The 17,074-nt window shown below is 71.1% G+C and carries 16 protein-coding genes; 9 read left to right on the top strand and 7 right to left on the bottom strand.

Annotation, left to right across the window (positions count from 1 at the left end):
* Window position 1: 1 nt before the first annotated feature.
* The 4 genes from EER30_RS24570 to EER30_RS24585 are packed head-to-tail and all read left to right on the top strand — an operon-like array spanning window position 2 to window position 4,564.
* Window positions 2–952 (top strand): aldo/keto reductase, encoded by a 951-nt coding sequence (locus tag EER30_RS24570; RefSeq protein ID WP_127502926.1) that lies wholly within the window; start codon window positions 2–4, stop codon window positions 950–952.
* Window positions 949–1,776 (top strand): amidohydrolase family protein, encoded by an 828-nt coding sequence (locus tag EER30_RS24575; protein ID WP_240670272.1) that lies wholly within the window; start codon window positions 949–951, stop codon window positions 1,774–1,776. Before EER30_RS24570 ends, EER30_RS24575 begins: the two co-directional genes overlap by 4 nt.
* Entirely contained in the window at window positions 1,773–3,071 is a 1,299-nt protein-coding gene (locus EER30_RS24580; RefSeq protein WP_240670273.1) for an enolase C-terminal domain-like protein, read from the top strand. The genes EER30_RS24575 and EER30_RS24580 overlap by 4 nt, the downstream gene beginning before the upstream one ends.
* Window positions 3,062–4,564: an aldehyde ferredoxin oxidoreductase N-terminal domain-containing protein gene (locus tag EER30_RS24585; RefSeq protein ID WP_127502928.1), complete on the top strand. Its 1,503-nt coding sequence runs from the start codon at window positions 3,062–3,064 to the stop codon at window positions 4,562–4,564. Before EER30_RS24580 ends, EER30_RS24585 begins: the two co-directional genes overlap by 10 nt.
* An 86-nt stretch (window positions 4,565–4,650) precedes the next feature.
* Here EER30_RS24585 and EER30_RS24590 read toward each other — a convergent pair whose 3' ends face one another.
* On the bottom strand, window positions 4,651–5,061 hold the full coding sequence (locus tag EER30_RS24590) for a hypothetical protein (protein WP_127502930.1): 411 nt from the start codon (window positions 5,059–5,061) through the stop codon (window positions 4,651–4,653).
* Between EER30_RS24590 and EER30_RS24595 the strand changes: the two genes are divergently transcribed.
* Complete coding sequence (locus EER30_RS24595; protein ID WP_127502932.1) at window positions 5,060–5,308, top strand: hypothetical protein; 249 nt, start codon at window positions 5,060–5,062, stop codon at window positions 5,306–5,308. The genes EER30_RS24590 and EER30_RS24595 overlap by 2 nt on opposite strands.
* Here the strand turns inward: EER30_RS24595 and EER30_RS24600 are convergent.
* The gene (locus tag EER30_RS24600; protein ID WP_127502934.1) at window positions 5,230–6,045 is read right to left on the bottom strand and encodes a hypothetical protein; all 816 of its coding nucleotides are present in this window, start codon (window positions 6,043–6,045) and stop codon (window positions 5,230–5,232) included. The two genes, EER30_RS24595 and EER30_RS24600, sit on opposite strands and share 79 nt — an antisense overlap.
* 56 nt (window positions 6,046–6,101) lie before the next feature.
* Here EER30_RS24600 and EER30_RS24605 point away from each other — a divergent pair, with 56 nt between their 5' ends.
* From EER30_RS24605 to EER30_RS24615, 3 genes are read left to right on the top strand one after another with little or no spacing between them, the layout of a single operon-like run.
* Window positions 6,102–6,881 (top strand): inositol monophosphatase family protein, encoded by a 780-nt coding sequence (locus EER30_RS24605; RefSeq protein ID WP_127502936.1) that lies wholly within the window; start codon window positions 6,102–6,104, stop codon window positions 6,879–6,881.
* A gap of 48 nt (window positions 6,882–6,929) precedes the next feature.
* Window positions 6,930–7,865: an ATP-binding cassette domain-containing protein gene (locus EER30_RS24610; RefSeq protein ID WP_127502938.1), complete on the top strand. Its 936-nt coding sequence runs from the start codon at window positions 6,930–6,932 to the stop codon at window positions 7,863–7,865.
* The gene (locus EER30_RS24615) at window positions 7,865–8,608 is read left to right on the top strand and encodes an ABC transporter permease (RefSeq protein WP_127502940.1); all 744 of its coding nucleotides are present in this window, start codon (window positions 7,865–7,867) and stop codon (window positions 8,606–8,608) included. Before EER30_RS24610 ends, EER30_RS24615 begins: the two co-directional genes overlap by 1 nt.
* On the opposite strand, the gene EER30_RS24620 is transcribed toward EER30_RS24615, so the two are convergent.
* The 5 genes from EER30_RS24620 to EER30_RS24640 form a co-directional block, all read right to left on the bottom strand.
* Complete coding sequence (locus tag EER30_RS24620) at window positions 8,592–11,600, bottom strand: ATP-binding protein (RefSeq protein ID WP_127502941.1); 3,009 nt, start codon at window positions 11,598–11,600, stop codon at window positions 8,592–8,594. The two genes, EER30_RS24615 and EER30_RS24620, sit on opposite strands and share 17 nt — an antisense overlap.
* Before the next feature lie 102 nt (window positions 11,601–11,702).
* Window positions 11,703–12,059, bottom strand: a complete 357-nt coding sequence (locus EER30_RS24625) for a nuclear transport factor 2 family protein (protein WP_127502943.1) — start codon at window positions 12,057–12,059, stop codon at window positions 11,703–11,705.
* A 21-nt stretch (window positions 12,060–12,080) separates the two neighbouring features.
* Window positions 12,081–12,515 (bottom strand): SRPBCC family protein, encoded by a 435-nt coding sequence (locus EER30_RS24630; protein WP_240670274.1) that lies wholly within the window; start codon window positions 12,513–12,515, stop codon window positions 12,081–12,083.
* A complete protein-coding gene (locus EER30_RS24635) occupies window positions 12,512–12,856 on the bottom strand; it encodes an ArsR/SmtB family transcription factor (RefSeq protein ID WP_127502945.1) in 345 nt (114 codons plus the stop codon). The genes EER30_RS24630 and EER30_RS24635 overlap by 4 nt, the downstream gene beginning before the upstream one ends.
* 83 nt (window positions 12,857–12,939) lie before the next feature.
* Window positions 12,940–16,152, bottom strand: coding sequence for an ATP-binding protein (locus tag EER30_RS24640; protein WP_127502946.1), 3,213 nt, complete (start codon window positions 16,150–16,152; stop codon window positions 12,940–12,942).
* A 74-nt stretch (window positions 16,153–16,226) separates the two neighbouring features.
* Here EER30_RS24640 and EER30_RS24645 point away from each other — a divergent pair, with 74 nt between their 5' ends.
* Window positions 16,227–16,913, top strand: coding sequence for a hemerythrin domain-containing protein (locus tag EER30_RS24645; RefSeq protein WP_127502948.1), 687 nt, complete (start codon window positions 16,227–16,229; stop codon window positions 16,911–16,913).
* Window positions 16,914–17,074: the final 161 nt, after the last annotated feature.

The following is a 17,074-nucleotide window of genomic DNA, read 5'->3' on the forward strand; positions in this document are numbered from 1 at the left end:
CATGAACCCCCTGGAACGCGTTCGCCTGGGTCGCACCGATGTCACCGTGACCCGGCTCGGCATCGGGCTCGCTCCCCTCGGCGGACTGTTCGAAGCATCCAGCGACGAAAACGCCCGCCAAACCGTCGAGCATGCCTATGAACTGGGCATTCGCTACTTCGACGTGGCACCGCTCTATGGCAACGGCCTGGCCGAACGGCGCACCGGACCGCCGTTGCGCGGCAAAAAAGCCACGCTTTCGACAAAAGTCGGGCGGCTGCTGCGGCCCGGTGGCGGAGATACGCAGGACATCTGGGCGGAACCGACGGGGGTTACGCCGAAATTCGACTTCAGTGCCGAGGGCGTGCGGACCTCGTACGCGGAAAGCCTCTCTCGCCTGGGGCTCGAGCGCGCCGACATCCTGCACCTGCACGACCCGGACGACCACTTCGAACAGGCCGTGAACGAGGCGCTGCCGGCGCTGGTCGAGCTGCGCGAACAGGGGCGGATCGGCGCGGTTTCGGCCGGGATGAACCAGGCGAAGATGCTGGCCGAGTTCGTACGGACCGGTCAGCTCGACGCGGTGCTGCTGGCCGGGCGCTACACGCTGCTCGACCAGTCCGGCGGCGACGAGCTGCTGCCGCTGTGTGCCTCGCGCGGCGTCGGGGTGATCGTGGGCGGGGTGTTCAACTCGGGGCTGCTCGCCGATCCCCGGCCGGGCGCCACGTTCGACTACGCACCGGCCGATCCGGCGTTGCTGGAACGGGCCCTCGCCATCCGGGCGGTGTGTGAACGGCACGGCGTTCCGTTGCGCGCCGCCGCGATCCAGTTCCCCGCCACCCACCCCGCGGTGACCAGCGTCCTGGTCGGCACCCGCTCGGCCGCCGAGGTCGAGGACGCTGTACGCATGGCGTCCGTGCCGATCCCCGCCGTGCTCTGGAACTCACTCCGCGCCGAAGGGCTACTCGCGTGATCATCGACGCTCACCACCACCTGTGGACAGCCGACTACGAGTGGCTGGCCGATCCCTCGCTGGCAAAGATCCGCCGCGACTACACGGTCGACGATCTGCGCGCCGCCATCGCCGGAACAGGCGTCGAGCGTACGGTCCTGGTCGAGGCCGGCCGTTGCGAAGATGCCGAGACCACCGAGTTCCTGCGGATCGCCGACGAGACTGCCGAGATCGCAGGCGTGGTCGGCTGGGCCTCGTTGACCGATTCCGACCTGGCCTCGACACTCGCCGGCCATCGCGCCGAGCCCGGCGGCCACCTGCTGGTCGGCGTGCGCGACCAGGTGCAGGGTTTTCCCGACGACCATCTCGACCGTCCCGAGGTGCGCGTCGGGCTCGCCACCATCGCCGCCGCCGGCCTGGTCAACGAGCTCGTGGTCCGTACGCCTCAGTTGCCCTCGGTCGTCCGGGCCGCGGCCGAGCTGCCCGGCTCGACCTTCGTGCTCGACCACCTCGGCAAGCCCTCTATCGCCGCCAGGGACTTCGCGTCCTGGCGGGCTTTGATCGAACCGGTCGCCGAGTGCCCCAACGTCGTGGCGAAGCTGTCCGGCCTGGTCGCCGAGGCGGACTGGGCCGCGTGGACGCCCGCGGAGCTTCGTCCCTACGTCGAGACCGCTGTCGAACTGTTCGGTACCAACCGGCTCATGTTCGGGTCGGACTGGCCGGTCTGCGAGGTCGCGGCCTCGTACGCCGAAGTCAAGAACGCCATGGTCGAGCTGCTCGGCGGCGAACCCGGCGATGTCTTCGGCAGCACCGCAATCAGCACCTATCACCTGGAGCACCTGTGAAACACCCGCTGTCCCTGCGCATCACCTCGGTCGACACGTACGACGTCCGGTTCCCCACCTCGCGGGAGCTCGACGGGTCCGACGCGATGAACCCGGACCCGGACTACTCGGCCGCCTACGTGGTGCTGCGCACCGACACCGGCCTCGAGGGCCACGGCTTCACCTTCACGATCGGGCGGGGCAACGAGATCTGCAAGGCGGCCATCGACGCGCTCACCCCGTTCGTGCTCGAAGCGCCGCTCGACGACCTGGGCGAGTTCGCCCGCCGGCTCACCCACGACTCGCAGATCCGCTGGCTCGGCCCCGAGAAGGGCGTCGTCCACCTGGCCGCCGCGGCCCTGATCAACGCCGCCTGGGACCTCGCCGCGAAGGCGGCCGGCAAGCCGGTGTGGCAGTTGCTGGCCGACATGAGCCCGCAGGAGATCGTCGAACTGGTCGACTGGCGATACCTCAGCGACGCGCTCACCCCCGACGAAGCGCTCGCGATCCTGGAGGCGGCCCAGACCGGCAAACAGGAGCGGATCGCCCTGCTGAAGGAGAAGGGCTACCCGGCCTACACGACGTCGCCCGGCTGGCTCGGCTACTCCGACGAGAAGCTGACCCGCCTCGCGCGTGAGGCTGTGGCTGACGGCTACACCCAGATCAAGCTCAAGGTCGGTCAAGACCTTCAAGACGACGTACGGCGGATGCGCCTGGCCCGCGAGGTCGTCGGCGACGACATTCGCGTGGCCGTCGACGCGAACCAGCGGTGGGACGTGGACGCGGCCGTGGAGTGGATGACCGCCCTCGCGCCGTACGACCCGTGGTGGATCGAGGAGCCGACCAGCCCCGACGACGTGCTGGGCCACGCGGAGATCCGCCGCCGGTTGCAGCCCGCCGGCATCAAGGTGGCCACCGGCGAACACGTGCAGAACCGGGTCATCTTCAAGCAACTGCTGCAGGCCGACGCGGTCGACTTCGTGCAGATCGACTCGGCCCGCGTCGCCGGGGTCAACGAGAACGTCGCGATCCTGCTGCTGGCAGCCAAGTTCGGCAAGCCGGTCTGCCCGCACGCCGGCGGGGTGGGCCTCTGCGAACTGGTCCAGCATCTGTCCATGTTCGACTTCGTGGCGGTGTCGGGGTCGTTGCAGGACCGGGTCATCGAGTACGTCGACCACCTGCACGAGCACTTCGTCGACCCGGTCGTCATCCGCGACGGGGCCTACGTCGTGCCGACGGCACCGGGGTTCTCGGCCACGATGCTGCCCTCGACGCTCTCGCGGTTCTCCTACCCCGACGGGCCGGAATGGGCCTGATCCCGGTCAGCCTCGACGGGTCCCCGACCCCGGCGGTCCCCGACGACCCCGACGATTTCGACGGCCCGGTCGCGGCGCTGCGGCACCTGCTCGCGGCGCTGACCGGGCCGGTCGATCCCGTGGACGCACCGATCGCCCTCGTCGCCGGCGTTGTTGCCGGGGCGGGGGCGCCCGGGACGGCACGATGCGCGGCGGTCGGATTGTCCCCGTTGAACGGCGGGGTCGCGGAGACCAGGGCCGAGGGGCCGTACGCGGCGGGGATGCGGGCCGCCGGGGTTACCGGGGTGGTGCTGCACGGCCGGGCGCCCATGCCGGTGTGCGTTGTCGTGTCGGACGGCGGCGCTCGTCTCGAACCGGCCGGGGATCTGTGGGGGCTGTCCACCGGGGTGGCGACCGATCGGCTCCTCGAACGCTACGGCGCTGACGCCGCGGTGGCGGTGATCGGGCCGGCCGGCGAGCGCGGGGTGCTGTACGCCTCGATTGTCACCTGCCGCCATCACCCGCTGCCTCGGCTGGGACTCGGCGCGGTCCTCGGCGGGAAGAACGTCAAGGCGGTCGTCTGCGTGGGCTCTTCGCGGCCGCCTGTGGCCGACCCTGTCTCGGTGCGGGACATCGCCGCTGAATACTCGTCGCTCGCCGCTGTCGACGGGCTCTCCACCTGGCAGCGGGAATGGCCCGGCTTCGGGGTGTGGACGGGGGCGCCGGGCTACGCGCCGGTCGCGCAGTTCACCGACACGACGCGCGGTGGCGGGGTCGGTTCGGTGCCGCCGGAGATCTCGCGCTCGGTCGCGCCCTGTCCCGGCTGTCCGACCAACTGCATCAAGGTGTACGCCGGGGCAGGCCTGCATCAGGAGGCGCTCGCGGCCCTCGACGTCGCCGACCCGTGGCCGCTGCTGTCGGTGCACGAACAGGAGGGCACCGACCCGGTCTCGGCGAGCGGCACGCTGACCGTGCGCGGGGTGGCGATCCCGCCGTTCGACCCGCGCGTGCAGCCCAACCTGGGGCTGGCGTACGTGGTCGCGCCGATCGGACCCCGCTACGACATCGTGGAGCACGACCTCGACTTCGACCCGATCGCCGGCATCCCGTCGGCCTACCCGGAGCTGGCGAAGCTCGGCGTCTCGGTGCCCCGGCCGCGAGGCGAGTTCGATGTCTGGCGTACGGCTCAATTGATGCGGTTGTGGAGCGGCCTGGACGCGCTGGGCGTGTGCCTTTTCGCATCGACCCCGACCCGCCCGCTGACGTTGGAGCGCGTGGGCGACCTGGTCACGGCAATCAGCGGATTACGGCCTGACGTTCTGGAACTGGGCGCCACCAGGATGCGGCTGCAGCACGAGGTCAACGTCCGGGTCGGCCGAGCCACCGTCGAAACCCTGCCGGAGCTGTTCTTCACCTCGCCGGTGCAGGCCGGGGAGTACGCGGGTGCGGTGCTCGACCGTTCGTCGTTCGAGGCGGCCGCCGCGGCACTACGCGACGAGCTCGGCCTGATCTAAGGCCCGCGCATGCGGGTTCTGACCGGCCCGTCGACGGGGTGTGCGAGAGTCGCGTTCGGCAGCCGAAAGACCCTGACGCCTTTCCATCACGTGACAGCCGAGGTTCCCGAGAACCACCCGATGGCGTCGGCCTCCTGATATTCGTCCTCCCGCTCAGAGGGCCATCGCTCCCACAGAGTCGCCAAGGCCTCGCGGTCGTCCGGGCTGTCGCTGGGGCACGGTGGGGAGTGCATGCAGCCCGGAATACGGGCGGCCGCGAAGTCACGGTGTGCATCCCATTCCTGAGCCAGTTGGTCGGGCGTCAATCGGTGCAGGATGTAGACGCGAGGTTCGAAGTCCCACGTCTCGCCGCCTTCGTTGACCACCATCACGAACCAGTACTCGTGGCCGTCGTACTCGGCCAGCCCGGTGACCGGGCCGTCGTACCAGTCGCTGAACCAGATCACGCGGACGCCGTTGAGCTCGGGCAACCCCACAAGCCGAGACGGCGTGTGCATGGACGCGACTCTAAGGTACCGCGTCTTCGTGGAGCTGACCGACGTCGTCGACGGCTTCCCGTACGACCACGGCCCCGCCGCCGCCGCCGAGATGATCGCCCAACGCGAGATCCGCGACGCGGCGTGGGACTGGCTTTCGGGTCCTCGCACCGGCGAGAACATGTGGTCCTACCTGTCCCGGTGGGAGAACAGGATCGCTGCTCTGAGCGACCCGCCCGGCCCTATGACAAACGGCTCGATGGGTTGAGGCCGCTCGCACCGGGCCTCGATGAGTTCGGCAACTCCGAAATCCCTGTCGCAATGGGGGCAGGTCGCAAAGCCGAACAGGTAGGTGAGGCCGTCGGCCATCGTCGTCTGGCCGTGTACCTCGGCGGTGTCGTACATCCACCGCCCGACGCCGGTCAGCGACGCGGGATCGGCCGGTCGCAGCGGGAGGCGCTGAACGTCCCCGTCGTTGTAATGCCTGATGGCCGAATAATGCCCCCAGCCGCCGATGACGACGAAGACCTCGTTCTCGCAGCCGGCGCATTCGAGCCGGTAATGCTCGTCGGAATAGTCCAGGCCGGCACGGGCCCAGAGCGTGAACCCGGCGAAAGCGAGCGCGTCCTGGAAGCGATGCCGGAACGCGTCGGCCGCAAGCCCGGTCAACGATTCCACCGCCATCCGGTGCAGGGCCTCGTACGATTCCAACGCGCCTGACACGAGATCGTCGGCCTCGCGATAGACGTGCAGCGTCTGGGCGATCAGCGCGGCGAGTTCGAGTGCCTCCTCACGGTTGCCCTCCTGCTCGGCCAGCGCCGCGATGTCCGGGATCGCGGCGAAACCCGGCCGGCACCACGACTCCCCCTCGATGACGTCGAGCCGCGCGCCGAACTCTTGCCACAGCTCGGGACTCGGCTGCCGCTGCAACTGCCGCAGGAGTTCCGGGATCCCGACCGGAGGTCTGCCCGTAACACCGACAAGCTTCGACCAGTCGACCGCCACCTCTGCCTCCCCGTCCGTGCCGAGGCCGGGAACGTTATCCGATAGCGTTCCCGGTTATGGATCGAGACCTTGTTGTGGCCCGTGACCTCGCCGCTGACCTGGCGGTGCAGGTCGGCCGGCTGCAGATCGAGCGGCGCGACACCCTGCGCATGGGTGCCCCCAAGGCGCACGCCAACGATGTCGTCTCCGACGTCGATGTCGCCAGCGAGGAACTCATCGTGGCCGCCATCCACGAGGCTTGGCCCGACGACGCCGTGCAGGCCGAGGAGGGCCACGGCCGCGACGGCGCGAGCGGCTGGACCTGGGTCGTCGACCCGCTCGACGGCACCCGCAACTACGTCAGCCGCACCGGCCCCTGGTCGGTGTGCATCGCGCTCTATCAGGGCGAACAGGCCCGGGTCGCCGTCGTTCACGACCCCGCCGCTGGTGAGACGTTCACCGCGGTCGACGGCGGCGGTGCTTTCCTCAACGGTGTGCCGCTCCCGGTGCCGAGCGGTCCGCCCCTGGGTGAAGCCCTCGTCGGCGTCAGCTTCCAGCCCAACACGCGTACGAAGACCCGCGCGGGCCGGCTGATCGAGGCGCTGCTCCCGGTGGTCGGCGACATCCGACGGCTCCCGGCCGCACTGAACCTGGTCTACCAGGCTGCCGGCCGCCTCGACGGCGGCGTGGCGCTCGACACGAACCTGTGGGACATCGCCGCCGGCGCCCTCATCGCCCGCGAGGCCGGCGTGACCCTCGGCGGCCGCGGCCCCGATTTCACCACCGAGCTCACCATCGGCGCCGCCCCCTCGCTCTGGGCGGTCTTGTCCGAGAGGGTGCGCGCGGCGGAGGCGTGACAGCGCCGTGTAAGGGCCGTGTCAGGGCTGCCCTCGAAGGTAGTCCGCATGACAGCAACAGCGATTGAGGTTTCCGGACTTCGGAAGGCCTTCGGGGACAGGGTGGTCCTCGACGGCATCGACCTGACCGTGGCCGCCGGCTCTGTTTTCTCGCTGCTCGGGCCGAACGGCGCGGGCAAGACCACCACCGTGAACGTGTTGACCACCCTGATGAGGGCCGACCAGGGCACCGTACGGGTCGACGGGCACGACATCGACGCCGAGGCGAAAGCGGTCCGCAAGGCGATCGGCGTCACCGGGCAGTTCGCCGCCGTCGACGACCTGCTCACCGGGCACGAGAACCTGCAGCTCATGGCCGACCTGCGCCGCCTGGGAAACCCCGAGGACGTCATCGGTGGCCTGCTGGACAAGTTCGAGCTGACCGACGCCGCCGCCAAGCCGGTCTCGACGTACTCGGGTGGGATGCGCCGCAAGCTCGACCTCGCCATGACCCTGGTCGGGCGGCCGCGCATCATCTTTCTCGACGAGCCGACGACCGGGCTCGACCCGCGCAGCCGCCGCACCATGTGGCAGATCGTTCGAGGGCTGGTCGCCGACGGGGTCACCATCTTCCTCACCACGCAATACCTGGAGGAGGCCGACCAGCTGGCCGACCGGGTCGCCGTGCTCGACCAGGGCCGCCTGGTCGCCCAGGGCACCCCGGCCGACCTCAAGCGGCAGGTCCCCGGCAGCCACGTGCTGCTGCGCTTCGCCGACCTGGCCACGCTCGACGCGGCCGCCCGCGTCTTCCCCGGCTCGACCCGCGACGACGAGGCCCTGTCGTTGAAGGTTCCCGACGACGGCGGCACGAAATCGTTGCGGGGCCTGCTCAACCGGCTCGACGAGCACTCGCTCGACGCCGACGAGTTCTCCGTTCACACGCCCGACCTGGACGACGTTTTCCTGGCCCTGACCGGCCACAAGAGTGCTGAGGAGACCGCCTGATGACCACCGATGCCACCATCATGCTGCGCCGCAACTTCAAGCACATGGTCCGCAACCCCACGTCGCTGTTCAACGCCGTCATCTTCCCGGTCGTCCTGCTGTTCATGTTCGTCTACGTGTTCGGCGACGCGTTCAATGTGGGCGTCGACTATGTCGACTACGCCACCCCGGGCCTGATCCTGCTGGCCATCTGTTACGGGCTCGGCTCGACCGCGACGGCCGTGAACTCCGACATGACCAAGGGCATCATCAACCGGTTCAAGGTGATGGACGTGTCCCGCGGCGCGGTGCTGACCGGTCACGTCGTCACCAGCGTGCTCACGAACCTGATCGCGATCGCGGCGATCGTCGGCACCGCGTTCGCGCTCGGTTTCCGCCCGCACGCGTCGTTCCTCGACTGGCTCGGCGTGCTCGGCATCGTCGCCCTCACCGGCTTCGCGGCCGGCTGGATCACGATCGCCCTGGGGCTGGCCGCGAAGAGCCCCGAGACCGCCGGCATCGCCGCTGTTCCGCTGGTCATGCTGCCGTTCTTCAGCAGCGCGATCGTGCCGGCCGACAAGATGGGCCCGGGCTTCAAGCAGTTCGCCGAGTACCAGCCGTTCACCCCGATCATCGAGACCGTACGCGGGCTGCTCGCCGGTGCACCGCAGGCCGGGGACGTGATCCTGGCCGTGGCCTGGTGCGCCGGCCTCGCGATCGTCGGCTACCTGTGGGCGGTCAGCACGTTCAAGAAGCGAGCGTGACCTCGGCGAGCTGACGCCAGTCGGCCCGCGCGCCCTCCTTCGCCGCCTCGGTGAACTTCGGTTCGCCGAGGCGGCCGCGCGTGGCCTGCTCGATCCGGGCCGCGTCGGGCAGAGACCGATCAACCAGCCCGCGTACGGCGTTGCTCGCGCCCAGCAGCCGAGCGGCGTCCTCGAATCGGTCGTTGCGCAGTGCCAGGTCGGCGATCCCCAGCAGCACCTGAGCGATCGCCGGGGCGTACCCGGCCTCGCTCGCCGCCGTCAGGGCCACGGCCCGGTGCTTGCGTGATTCGTCGAGGTCGACGGCGAGATAGCCGAGCAGGTCTTCGGTGACCACGTCGAAACCCGACCGGTTGCCGTGGTCCCGCAGATCGCGCAGATGCCCGTACGCCTCCTCGCGCTCCCCGCTCCAGCCGGCGAGCACAGCCCGCGCGAGGGACAGTTCGCCCAGCGCGTCGGGCCAGGTCACCCCCTGCGCGAGCCGTCGCGCGTCGTCGATCGCGGCCGCGCTCGCGGTCTTGTCGCCGAGCAGCCAGAAGAGCTGGGCCTGGCGGGCTCGGGTGCGGATGACGTCCTCGGCCGCGCCGATCTCGACGACGACGGCGATCGCCTGCTCGAGGTATTCGCAGGCGTTCGCGAACTCGCCGCGGGTGGCGACGCGCTCGGCCAGCTCGGTCAGCGCGAACGAGATGCCGAACCGCTCGCCGATCGCCTGGAACTCCGCGAGCGCCTGCTCGAGGAAGGCGTCGACGTCGCGTCCGCCCTCGCCGAGGACGATGCGCATCTTGCCGAGTTGCAGCCGGGCCAGGGCCCGTACCCAGGGATCCTCGTCCTGCAGCAGGCTCTCGAACGCGGGCACGGCCGCCCCGGGCGCCAGCAGCATGCGTTCCAGCGCGTTGACGAAGCCGAGGGCCGGGTGACTGCGCCGGCTGCGACGACTCATCTCGTACGCCTTGTGGATCCACTCGGCGGACTGCTGCGCATCGCCGCGGCCCGACGACGAATAGTGCACCGCCAGGGCGTACACCAGAGCTTGGATGTCCTCGGGCACCTCGCCGGGCACCGCGGTCGCCGCCAGGATCAGCTCCATGCCCTCGACCTTGCGGCCGACGAGCCACCAGTACCAGCCGGCCGCCGCCGCGAGCCGCATCGCCGCCGCGGCCTCGCCCGCGGCCAGCGCGCCGCGCATCGCGGCCCCGAGGTTGTCGTGCTCGGCCTCGAGAACGACGATCCAGTCGACCTGCTCGGCGCGGCGCAGGTGCGGCTCGGCGGACTCGGCGAGCTCGGTGAAGAACGCCTGGTGCGCGTGGCGGGCCGAGTCGGACTCCCCCGCCTCGGCGAGGCGCTGAGCGGCGTACTCCTTGATGGTGCCGAGCATGCGGTAGCGGCCGCCGTCGTTGACCACCAGTGACTTCTCGACCAGCGCGGTGAGCAGGTCGAGCGTGTCGCCGCCGCACACGCGCTCGGCCGCGTCGAGGCTGGCGCCGTCGGCGAAGACGGACAGCCGGCGCAGCACCGCGCGCTCCTCGTCGGTGAGCAGCTCCCAGCTCCAGTCGACCATCGCGCGCAGCGTCTTGTGGTGCGGCAGCCCGGTGCGGCTTCCGCCGGTGAGCAGCCGGAACCGGTCGTCGAGGCGGGCGGCGAGCTGGTCGAGGGACATGCCGCGCAGCCGGGCGGCGGCCAGCTCGATGGCCAGCGGCATACCGTCGAGCGAGCGGCAGATGTGCTCGACGACGTGCGGATCGGCGGTGAAGTCGGGCCGGATCGCGCGGGCCCGGTCGAGCAGCAGTTCGACGGCCGGATCGATGGCCAGCGGCTCGACCGGCCAGAGCGCCTCGCCGGTGATGCCGAGCGGTTCGCGGCTGGTCGCCAGGATCCGCAGCCGGCGGCACTCCCCCAGCAGGCGGTGCGCGAACGTCGCCGCCGACTCGATCAGGTGCTCGCAGTTGTCGAGAACAAGCAGCACTTCCCGTTCGCGTACGGCGGCGATCAGCCGGTCGACCAGCTCGGTGTTGGGCGACGCGCCCAGCAGCGCGTCGCGCAGGCCGAGCCCGGTCAGCGTCGCCTGGGCCACGTCACCCTCGGCGCCGATCGCGGCCAGCTCGATCAGCCAGGCGCCGTCGGGCAGGGCGTCGACCAGCGTGCGCGCGGTCTCGGTGGCCAGCCGGGTCTTGCCCGACCCGCCCGGACCGATCAGGGTGACGAGCCGGTGTTCACCGACGAGCTCACGAACCGCGGCCACGTCGGCGTCCTTGCCGATGAAGCTGGTCAGCTCGGCCCGCAGGTTGGTCTTACGATCCTTGCGGGGCCTGCCCTCGCCCCGCAGCAGCGCGACGTGCAGCGCGGCCAGCTCGGGCGACGGGTCGACGCCGAGCGAGTCGGCCAGGGTCTCGCGCGTGCGCTGGAAGACCTGCATCGCCTCGGCGTCGCGGCCGGCCGCGACCAGCGAGCGCATGAGGGCGCCGACGAACCTTTCGCGCAGCGGGTGAGCGGCCACGAGATCGGTCAGCTCGGTGACCGACCCGGCGTCCGCCTCGGCCTCGAACCGGTTCTCCAGCGCGGACAGCCGCAGCCCTTCGAGCCGGGCGACCGCCGCGTCGAAGGCGGCACTCTCCGGCAGTCCGACGTCCTGCATGGCCGCCCCGCGCCAGAGAGCAAGAGCTTCGCGTACGGTTCCCCGCCCGGCCAGCCGCTCGAACCGCACGGCGTCGACCGCGTCGGGGTCGATCGCGAGCCGGTAGCCGTCGGTGTGCCCCTCGACGAGCCCGTCGGGCAGCACTTTCCGCAGCCGGGAGACGAGCCGGTGCAGCGCGTTGGTCGCGTCGGCGGGCGGCTGCTCCCCCCAGATCCAGTCGACCAGCGTCGCCTTCGGAACGACCCGCCCGGCGTCGAGCGCGAGCGCGATGAGCAGCCCCCGGAGCCGAGCCCCCGGCACGTCGACAACCGAGCCGTCCCCGCTACGAACCTCGAACGACCCCAGCATGGCGACCTGCACCGGACAAGTCTGCCATGCGCGTTTTCAGCGGGGGCGCCCGGCCGAGCTGAGTCACGGCAGTCTGCGATCTTGAAGCGCATCCGCACGCCCGAGGGTGTGAACTCAGGTCAGCGGGACGAGGTAGGAGCCGACGCGGGTGATGAGCCCGTCTCGGAAGGTGAACAGGTCGTTGAAGGCGAAGCGGAAGGGGCCGTGTTCGACGCTGACGCCGCGGCCTTCGCCGGTTGTGACGACTACCGGACCGTCTTCGAGGACTCGCTGCACATCGAGTTCGGGGCTACCGGTGAAGGCCGGATTCTCGATCTCGCCGTCGAATTCGGCTTTGCCGCGGGTGCTCCGGTGGCCGTGGATCATCCATTCCACGTCCTCCGTGAGGGTCGCGAGGATGCGCGGGTGGTCGCTGTCGCGGAATCCGGCGAAGTACTCCCCGACCAGTTCGCGCTGGGTGGTTGCTGCCATTGCGTTCTCCGTTCCAGGGTGTCAGTGCCGCAGGTGCGCGGCGAGAGCGTCGAGGATCGATGTGAGCCCGTCGGCTGCTTGGGTCGTCCGCAGTTCAGCGGGAAGCCGGCGCTGGTGGACCGTCAGGTTGGTACCTCCGTCGGCGGGAGTGATGGTCACGGTCGTGCGGAGTCCGGTGACAGGTTCGTCGAATACCAGTTCACGCGGAACGATGATGCGCACGTACACGAATCGAAGTCGTCGGGTGGAGCCGGTGGGCGCACGGGTGTCGAGGACGAACTCGCCTCCGGGTCGCAGATCGACGATTACGGATTCGGGCGGTACCCAGGCGTGCGCTCCGCCCCAGAAGGCCGCGATGCTCGCCGGTGTCGTGAAAGCGGTCCAGACCCGTTCGGGTTCGGCGGCGAGATGGCGTCGGGCGATGAGTTCGTCGCCGTTCAGTTCCGCCCGCATCATCGTGCTGCTCCGTCGGACAGATGTTGTTCCAGGGCGTTGAGCCGGTCGTCCCAGGCCCGGCGTTGCTCGTCGATCCAGGTGCTCAATAGTGCGAGTTGGGTCGTTCTCAGCCGGCAGGGCCGCCTGGTGCCCTCTCGTCGTTGCTCCACCAGGCCGCATCGCCGGAGTACGCCGATGTGGTGTGAGATCGCCTGCTGGGTCAGGTCAAACGGTTCAGCGAGCTCTCCGACGGTCGCGTCACCACGAGCGAGCTGGGTCACCAGAGCGCGGCGGACCGGGTCGCCGAGCGCAGCGAACGCGGCGTCGAGGTCCACGCTTGGAGTCGTGGGGGTGGCAGGCACGATGCTGACACTAACACAAACGAGTCTTTTAACAAGCGCTTGTTTGTAGATTGGCGACCTGGTCGTGCATCAGGGTCGCGAGGTCACCGCCCCCGCCAGTGCGGGGAGCCCCACAGCTCGGCGACCTCGGCGGCCTTGGCGTAGAAGCGGGCCGCGTCGTCGTGCCGGTCGAGCAGCTCGCTCAGCTCGGCCAGGCACAGCGCGACCGGCCGCAGCGCCACCAGGACGCTGGCGAACCCGCCGATCTGGTCCTGGAACGGCAGCAGCGCCTCGATCACCGGGGCGGCCAGGTCGGCTCGCCCCAGGGCGACCACCGCCATCGCCCGGATCGTCAGCACCCCCGACTCGAGATAGTCGGGGCGCACCGGGCAGGCCCCGAGTGGCACGGCGCGCGCCTCCTCCCACCGCCCCGCGGCCGCCAGGTTCAGGGCCAGCAGGTCGTCGAGGACCGGCCCGGTCCTCGCGCGGAAGTCCCGGGTCGCTTCGAGGTGCCCGGCGAGTTCACCGCGGCTGATCAGCACGCTCGCGGTCGTGATGAAATGCTGCAGGTCGGCGTGCAGGTTGCCGTGGGCCCGCATCAGCGCGGCCGACTCGTCGTAGAACCGTTGCGCCGCAACGAGATCGCCGGCGACGTGGGCCAGCCCACCGAGCGAGCCGAGGTTGATGGCCTGCGCCTCCCGCAGGTGATAGTCGCGCGCCATGTCGGACTGCCGCGCGATCACGGCCCGCACCTCGTCCGGGCGCCCCATCAGCGCGGCGGTGTAAGAGAGCATCGCCTCGGCGAACCAGCGGTACGACACCAGCCCGTGCGCGACAGCCAGTCCGTGCAGGGTCAGCGCCAGGTCGCGACGGTCCTCGGCGGCGCTGTTCCAGGGCATCGTGCGCAGACGGGCGGTCAGACCCAGGGCGTACGTCTCGACGTCGTCGAACGTGCGGGCCAGCTCCAGCGCTTCGAGCCCGGCCGCGGTGGCGCGCGGGTCCGGTTCGCCGTCGACCTCGGCGGTGAGGGCGGCCAGCAGGCGGCAACGGTCGAGCGGGGCGAGGTCGTCGCGGTGCAGAAGGCGGGTGAGCAGGTCGACGACGCGGCGATCGACAGTGCCGTACGCCCGGATCTGCCACGGGGTGGGGACGTTCCAGGCGGTGAACGCCGCGATCAGCAGGTCGTCGCGGTCGGCGGCCACGGCCACGTCGATCGCGCGCGCCCGGGTTTCACGGCTCGCGATCGAGGCCCCGGCGCGAGCCTGAGCGCGCAACAACCGGCCCAGAGCATCCACCCGTACGTCGTCGGTCGCGGCCAGCTCCACAGCGGTGTTCAGCAGCGTGATCGCGGTGTCGTACGCGTACCGGCGCTCGGCGGTCCCGGCGGCCCGGATGGCGTGGTCGACGGCGAGCCGCGCGGTCGGCGACGACGCCGCCCGCGCGTAGTGGTGGGCCAGCGCGGCGTGATCGCCCGGGTGCAGGGCGGCGATGCTCGTGGCCAGCTCGGCGTGCAGCCGGGCCCGGCGCAGACTCGGCACGTCGGAGTAGACGGTGTCCCGTACGAGGTCGTGCACGAACCGGACGCGGCCGGCGGCGGGCTCGGTGAGCAGGCCCGCGTCCAACCCGGCTTCCAGAGCGTTCAGCAGGTCGCCGTCGAAAGCCCCGGCGAGCACCTCGACCTCGGCCTCGGGCCCGGCGACGGCCGCCAGGCGCAGGGCGGCGAGCGCGGAATCGGGCAGGTGAGCCAGGCGTCGGCGGAGCACATCCCGTACGCCCGCAGGCACCTCGGAAAGCGCGACGAGCGCACCTTCGGCGGCCAGAAGACGAGCCGATTCCCGTACGTAGAAAGGGTTGCCCCCGGTGCGCAAGGCGAGCGCGGCCACCGTCTCGGAAGAGACCGGGTCGCGGGTGACAGTGCCGATCAGCCGCCCGACGTCGTCAGCGGACAGACCGCCGAGCTGCACGCGCAGGGGCGTCCGCCGGGCCAGCGCGGCCAGGGTCTCGGACAGCGCCGCGGCGGGCCGGAACGCGGCCACGAGCAGCACCGGCGCCTCGGTCAGCTCGGCCACGCCGGCCAGCAGCCGCAGCGTCTCGTCGTCGGCCTCGTGCAGGTCGTCGAGCACCACGGCGACCGGCCGCACCCGCGCCGCCTCGCGCAGCCAGGCCACAACGGCCCGATGTAGCCGGAATCTTCCCGCCGCGGCGCCGTCGCCTGTCTCGGCCAACGCGCCGGCGCCGTCGTCGAGCAGGGGACCCAGGGCGGAGGTCTCCGTCGGCGGGACGGCCTCGGCCAGCTCCCGCAGCGCCTCGACCCACGCCCACGCCGGCGGCGCCCCCTCCGTGGAAGGGCAGCGGCCCATGACGACCAGCCAGCCTTCCTCGGTCAGCGAGGCCCGCGCGTGGGCGAGCAGGGTGGTCTTGCCCGCGCCGGCCTCGCCGGCGACCAGGGCGATCCGTGGACCGTCGGCCGTGGCCTCCGCGGCGACTCCGGCGAGGGCGGCCAGCTCGGCGCGCCGGCCGACGAACGGATCGGGGACCGCGGCCCGCTGATGGGGACCGGATCGGGCGGGTGGGATGACGTGCTGCCGGAGGATCGCCGTCTCGAGTTCGCGCAGCTCCGGGCCGGGGTCAAGGCCGAGCTGGTCGGCGAGCACGCCGCGGGCCCGGCGGATCGCCGCGAGGGCGTCACCCTGCCGTCCGCCGCGCCACAGCGCCAGGGCCAGCAGCCGCCACGCCTCCTCGCGCAAAGGCGCCTGCGCGATCAGTGCCTCACCCTCCGCAACCGCCGATGCGATGTCGCCGCTACTCAAGGTCACAGACACCAGTTGTTCACGGGCGGCCAGCCGCAACTCCTCGAGCCGGGCGGCCTCGGCCTGGGCCCACGGTTCGGCGGCGAACTCCGCGTACGCGTCGCCCCGCCACAGGTCGAGCGCCCCGCGCAGCAACCGGCGGGCGGCGGCCGGCTCGGCGCTGCGGGCCTCGGTCAGCGACCGCTCGAACCGCCACGCGTCGACCGCCTCGTCGGGCAGCCTCAGCGCGTAGCCGGGAACGGCCGTGACCAGCAGTTTCGCCGGGGTACGCGGCGCCCGGGCGGGTTCCAGGAGGCGGCGCAGGTTGGACACGTACGCCTGGAGCGAAGCGACCGCCTTGGGGGGTGCCTCGTCGCCCCAGAGCTGGTCGGTGAACCGGTCGACCGACACGACCTCGCCGCGCGCCAGCGCCAGCAGGGCCAGCACGGAACGTTGCCGCCGGCCCCCGAGGTCGATCGGACCGGCCGCACCCTCGAGCCCGACGGAGCCCAGCACCCGCAACAGCATGACGGGCCCGATGGTAGCTGACGGTTAGCGATTTCCAAGTCGCCCGCAAGTGCCGCCCCGCAGAGTGGATCACCGTGAGTCAGAATCTGAACGAACCGATGGCCGACGTCCGCGACATGTACATGGCCCACACCATGTTCCGCCGCGAGTTCGGCCTGCTCCCCCAGCTCATCCGCGACGTCCGCGAGGGCGACGTCGCCCGCGCCAAGATCGTCGGAGCCCACGCCGAGCTGCTCTGCCTGATCCTGCACCTGCACCACGAGGGCGAGGACATGTACGTCTGGCCGAAGCTGCACGCGCGCGCCGGCGCCGAGGCCGAGGCGATCGTCCCCACGATGGAGGCCCAGCACCACACCATCGAGGAGAGCGTCGCCCTCATCAACAAACTGCTGCCGCCATGGGTCGCGACCGCCCGCGACGGCGCCGAACTCGCCGACGCGTTCGACGCCCTGCGGGCCGCCCTGCTCGAGCACATGGCCCTGGAGGAGCGCGAGATCCTGCCGCTGGCCGAACGTTTCATGACCGCCAAGGAGTGGCACCAGCTCGGCGAGCACGGCATGAAGGACGCTCCGAAGTCGGCCCTGCCCCTGGGCTTCGGCATGGTCATGTACGAGGGCGACCCCGACACGATCAAGTCGGTGCTGGCCAACGCCCCGCTCCCGGCCCGCCTGCTCATGCCCCTGATCGGCCCCCGCATCTACGCCAAGCACGCCCGCAAGGTCCACGGCACCCCGACCCCACCCCGCATCGGCCGCGCCTGACCGACCCGGCCGCCCGCGTAAGCCTGCTCTTCGGCCTCACGGACCCGACGGACGGGCGCGGCGGCCCGCCCGTCCGAGTGATGCCCGGGTGTTCCGGCCGTCCGTATTGTCGCGCCCACGTCGCCCGCCCGCCGCGAGACCCCACCCAGGAGACGGACTTC

It is taken from the genome of Actinoplanes solisilvae (assembly GCF_003999975.1).
GTDB classification, from domain to species: Bacteria; Actinomycetota; Actinomycetes; order Mycobacteriales; family Micromonosporaceae; genus Actinoplanes; species Actinoplanes solisilvae.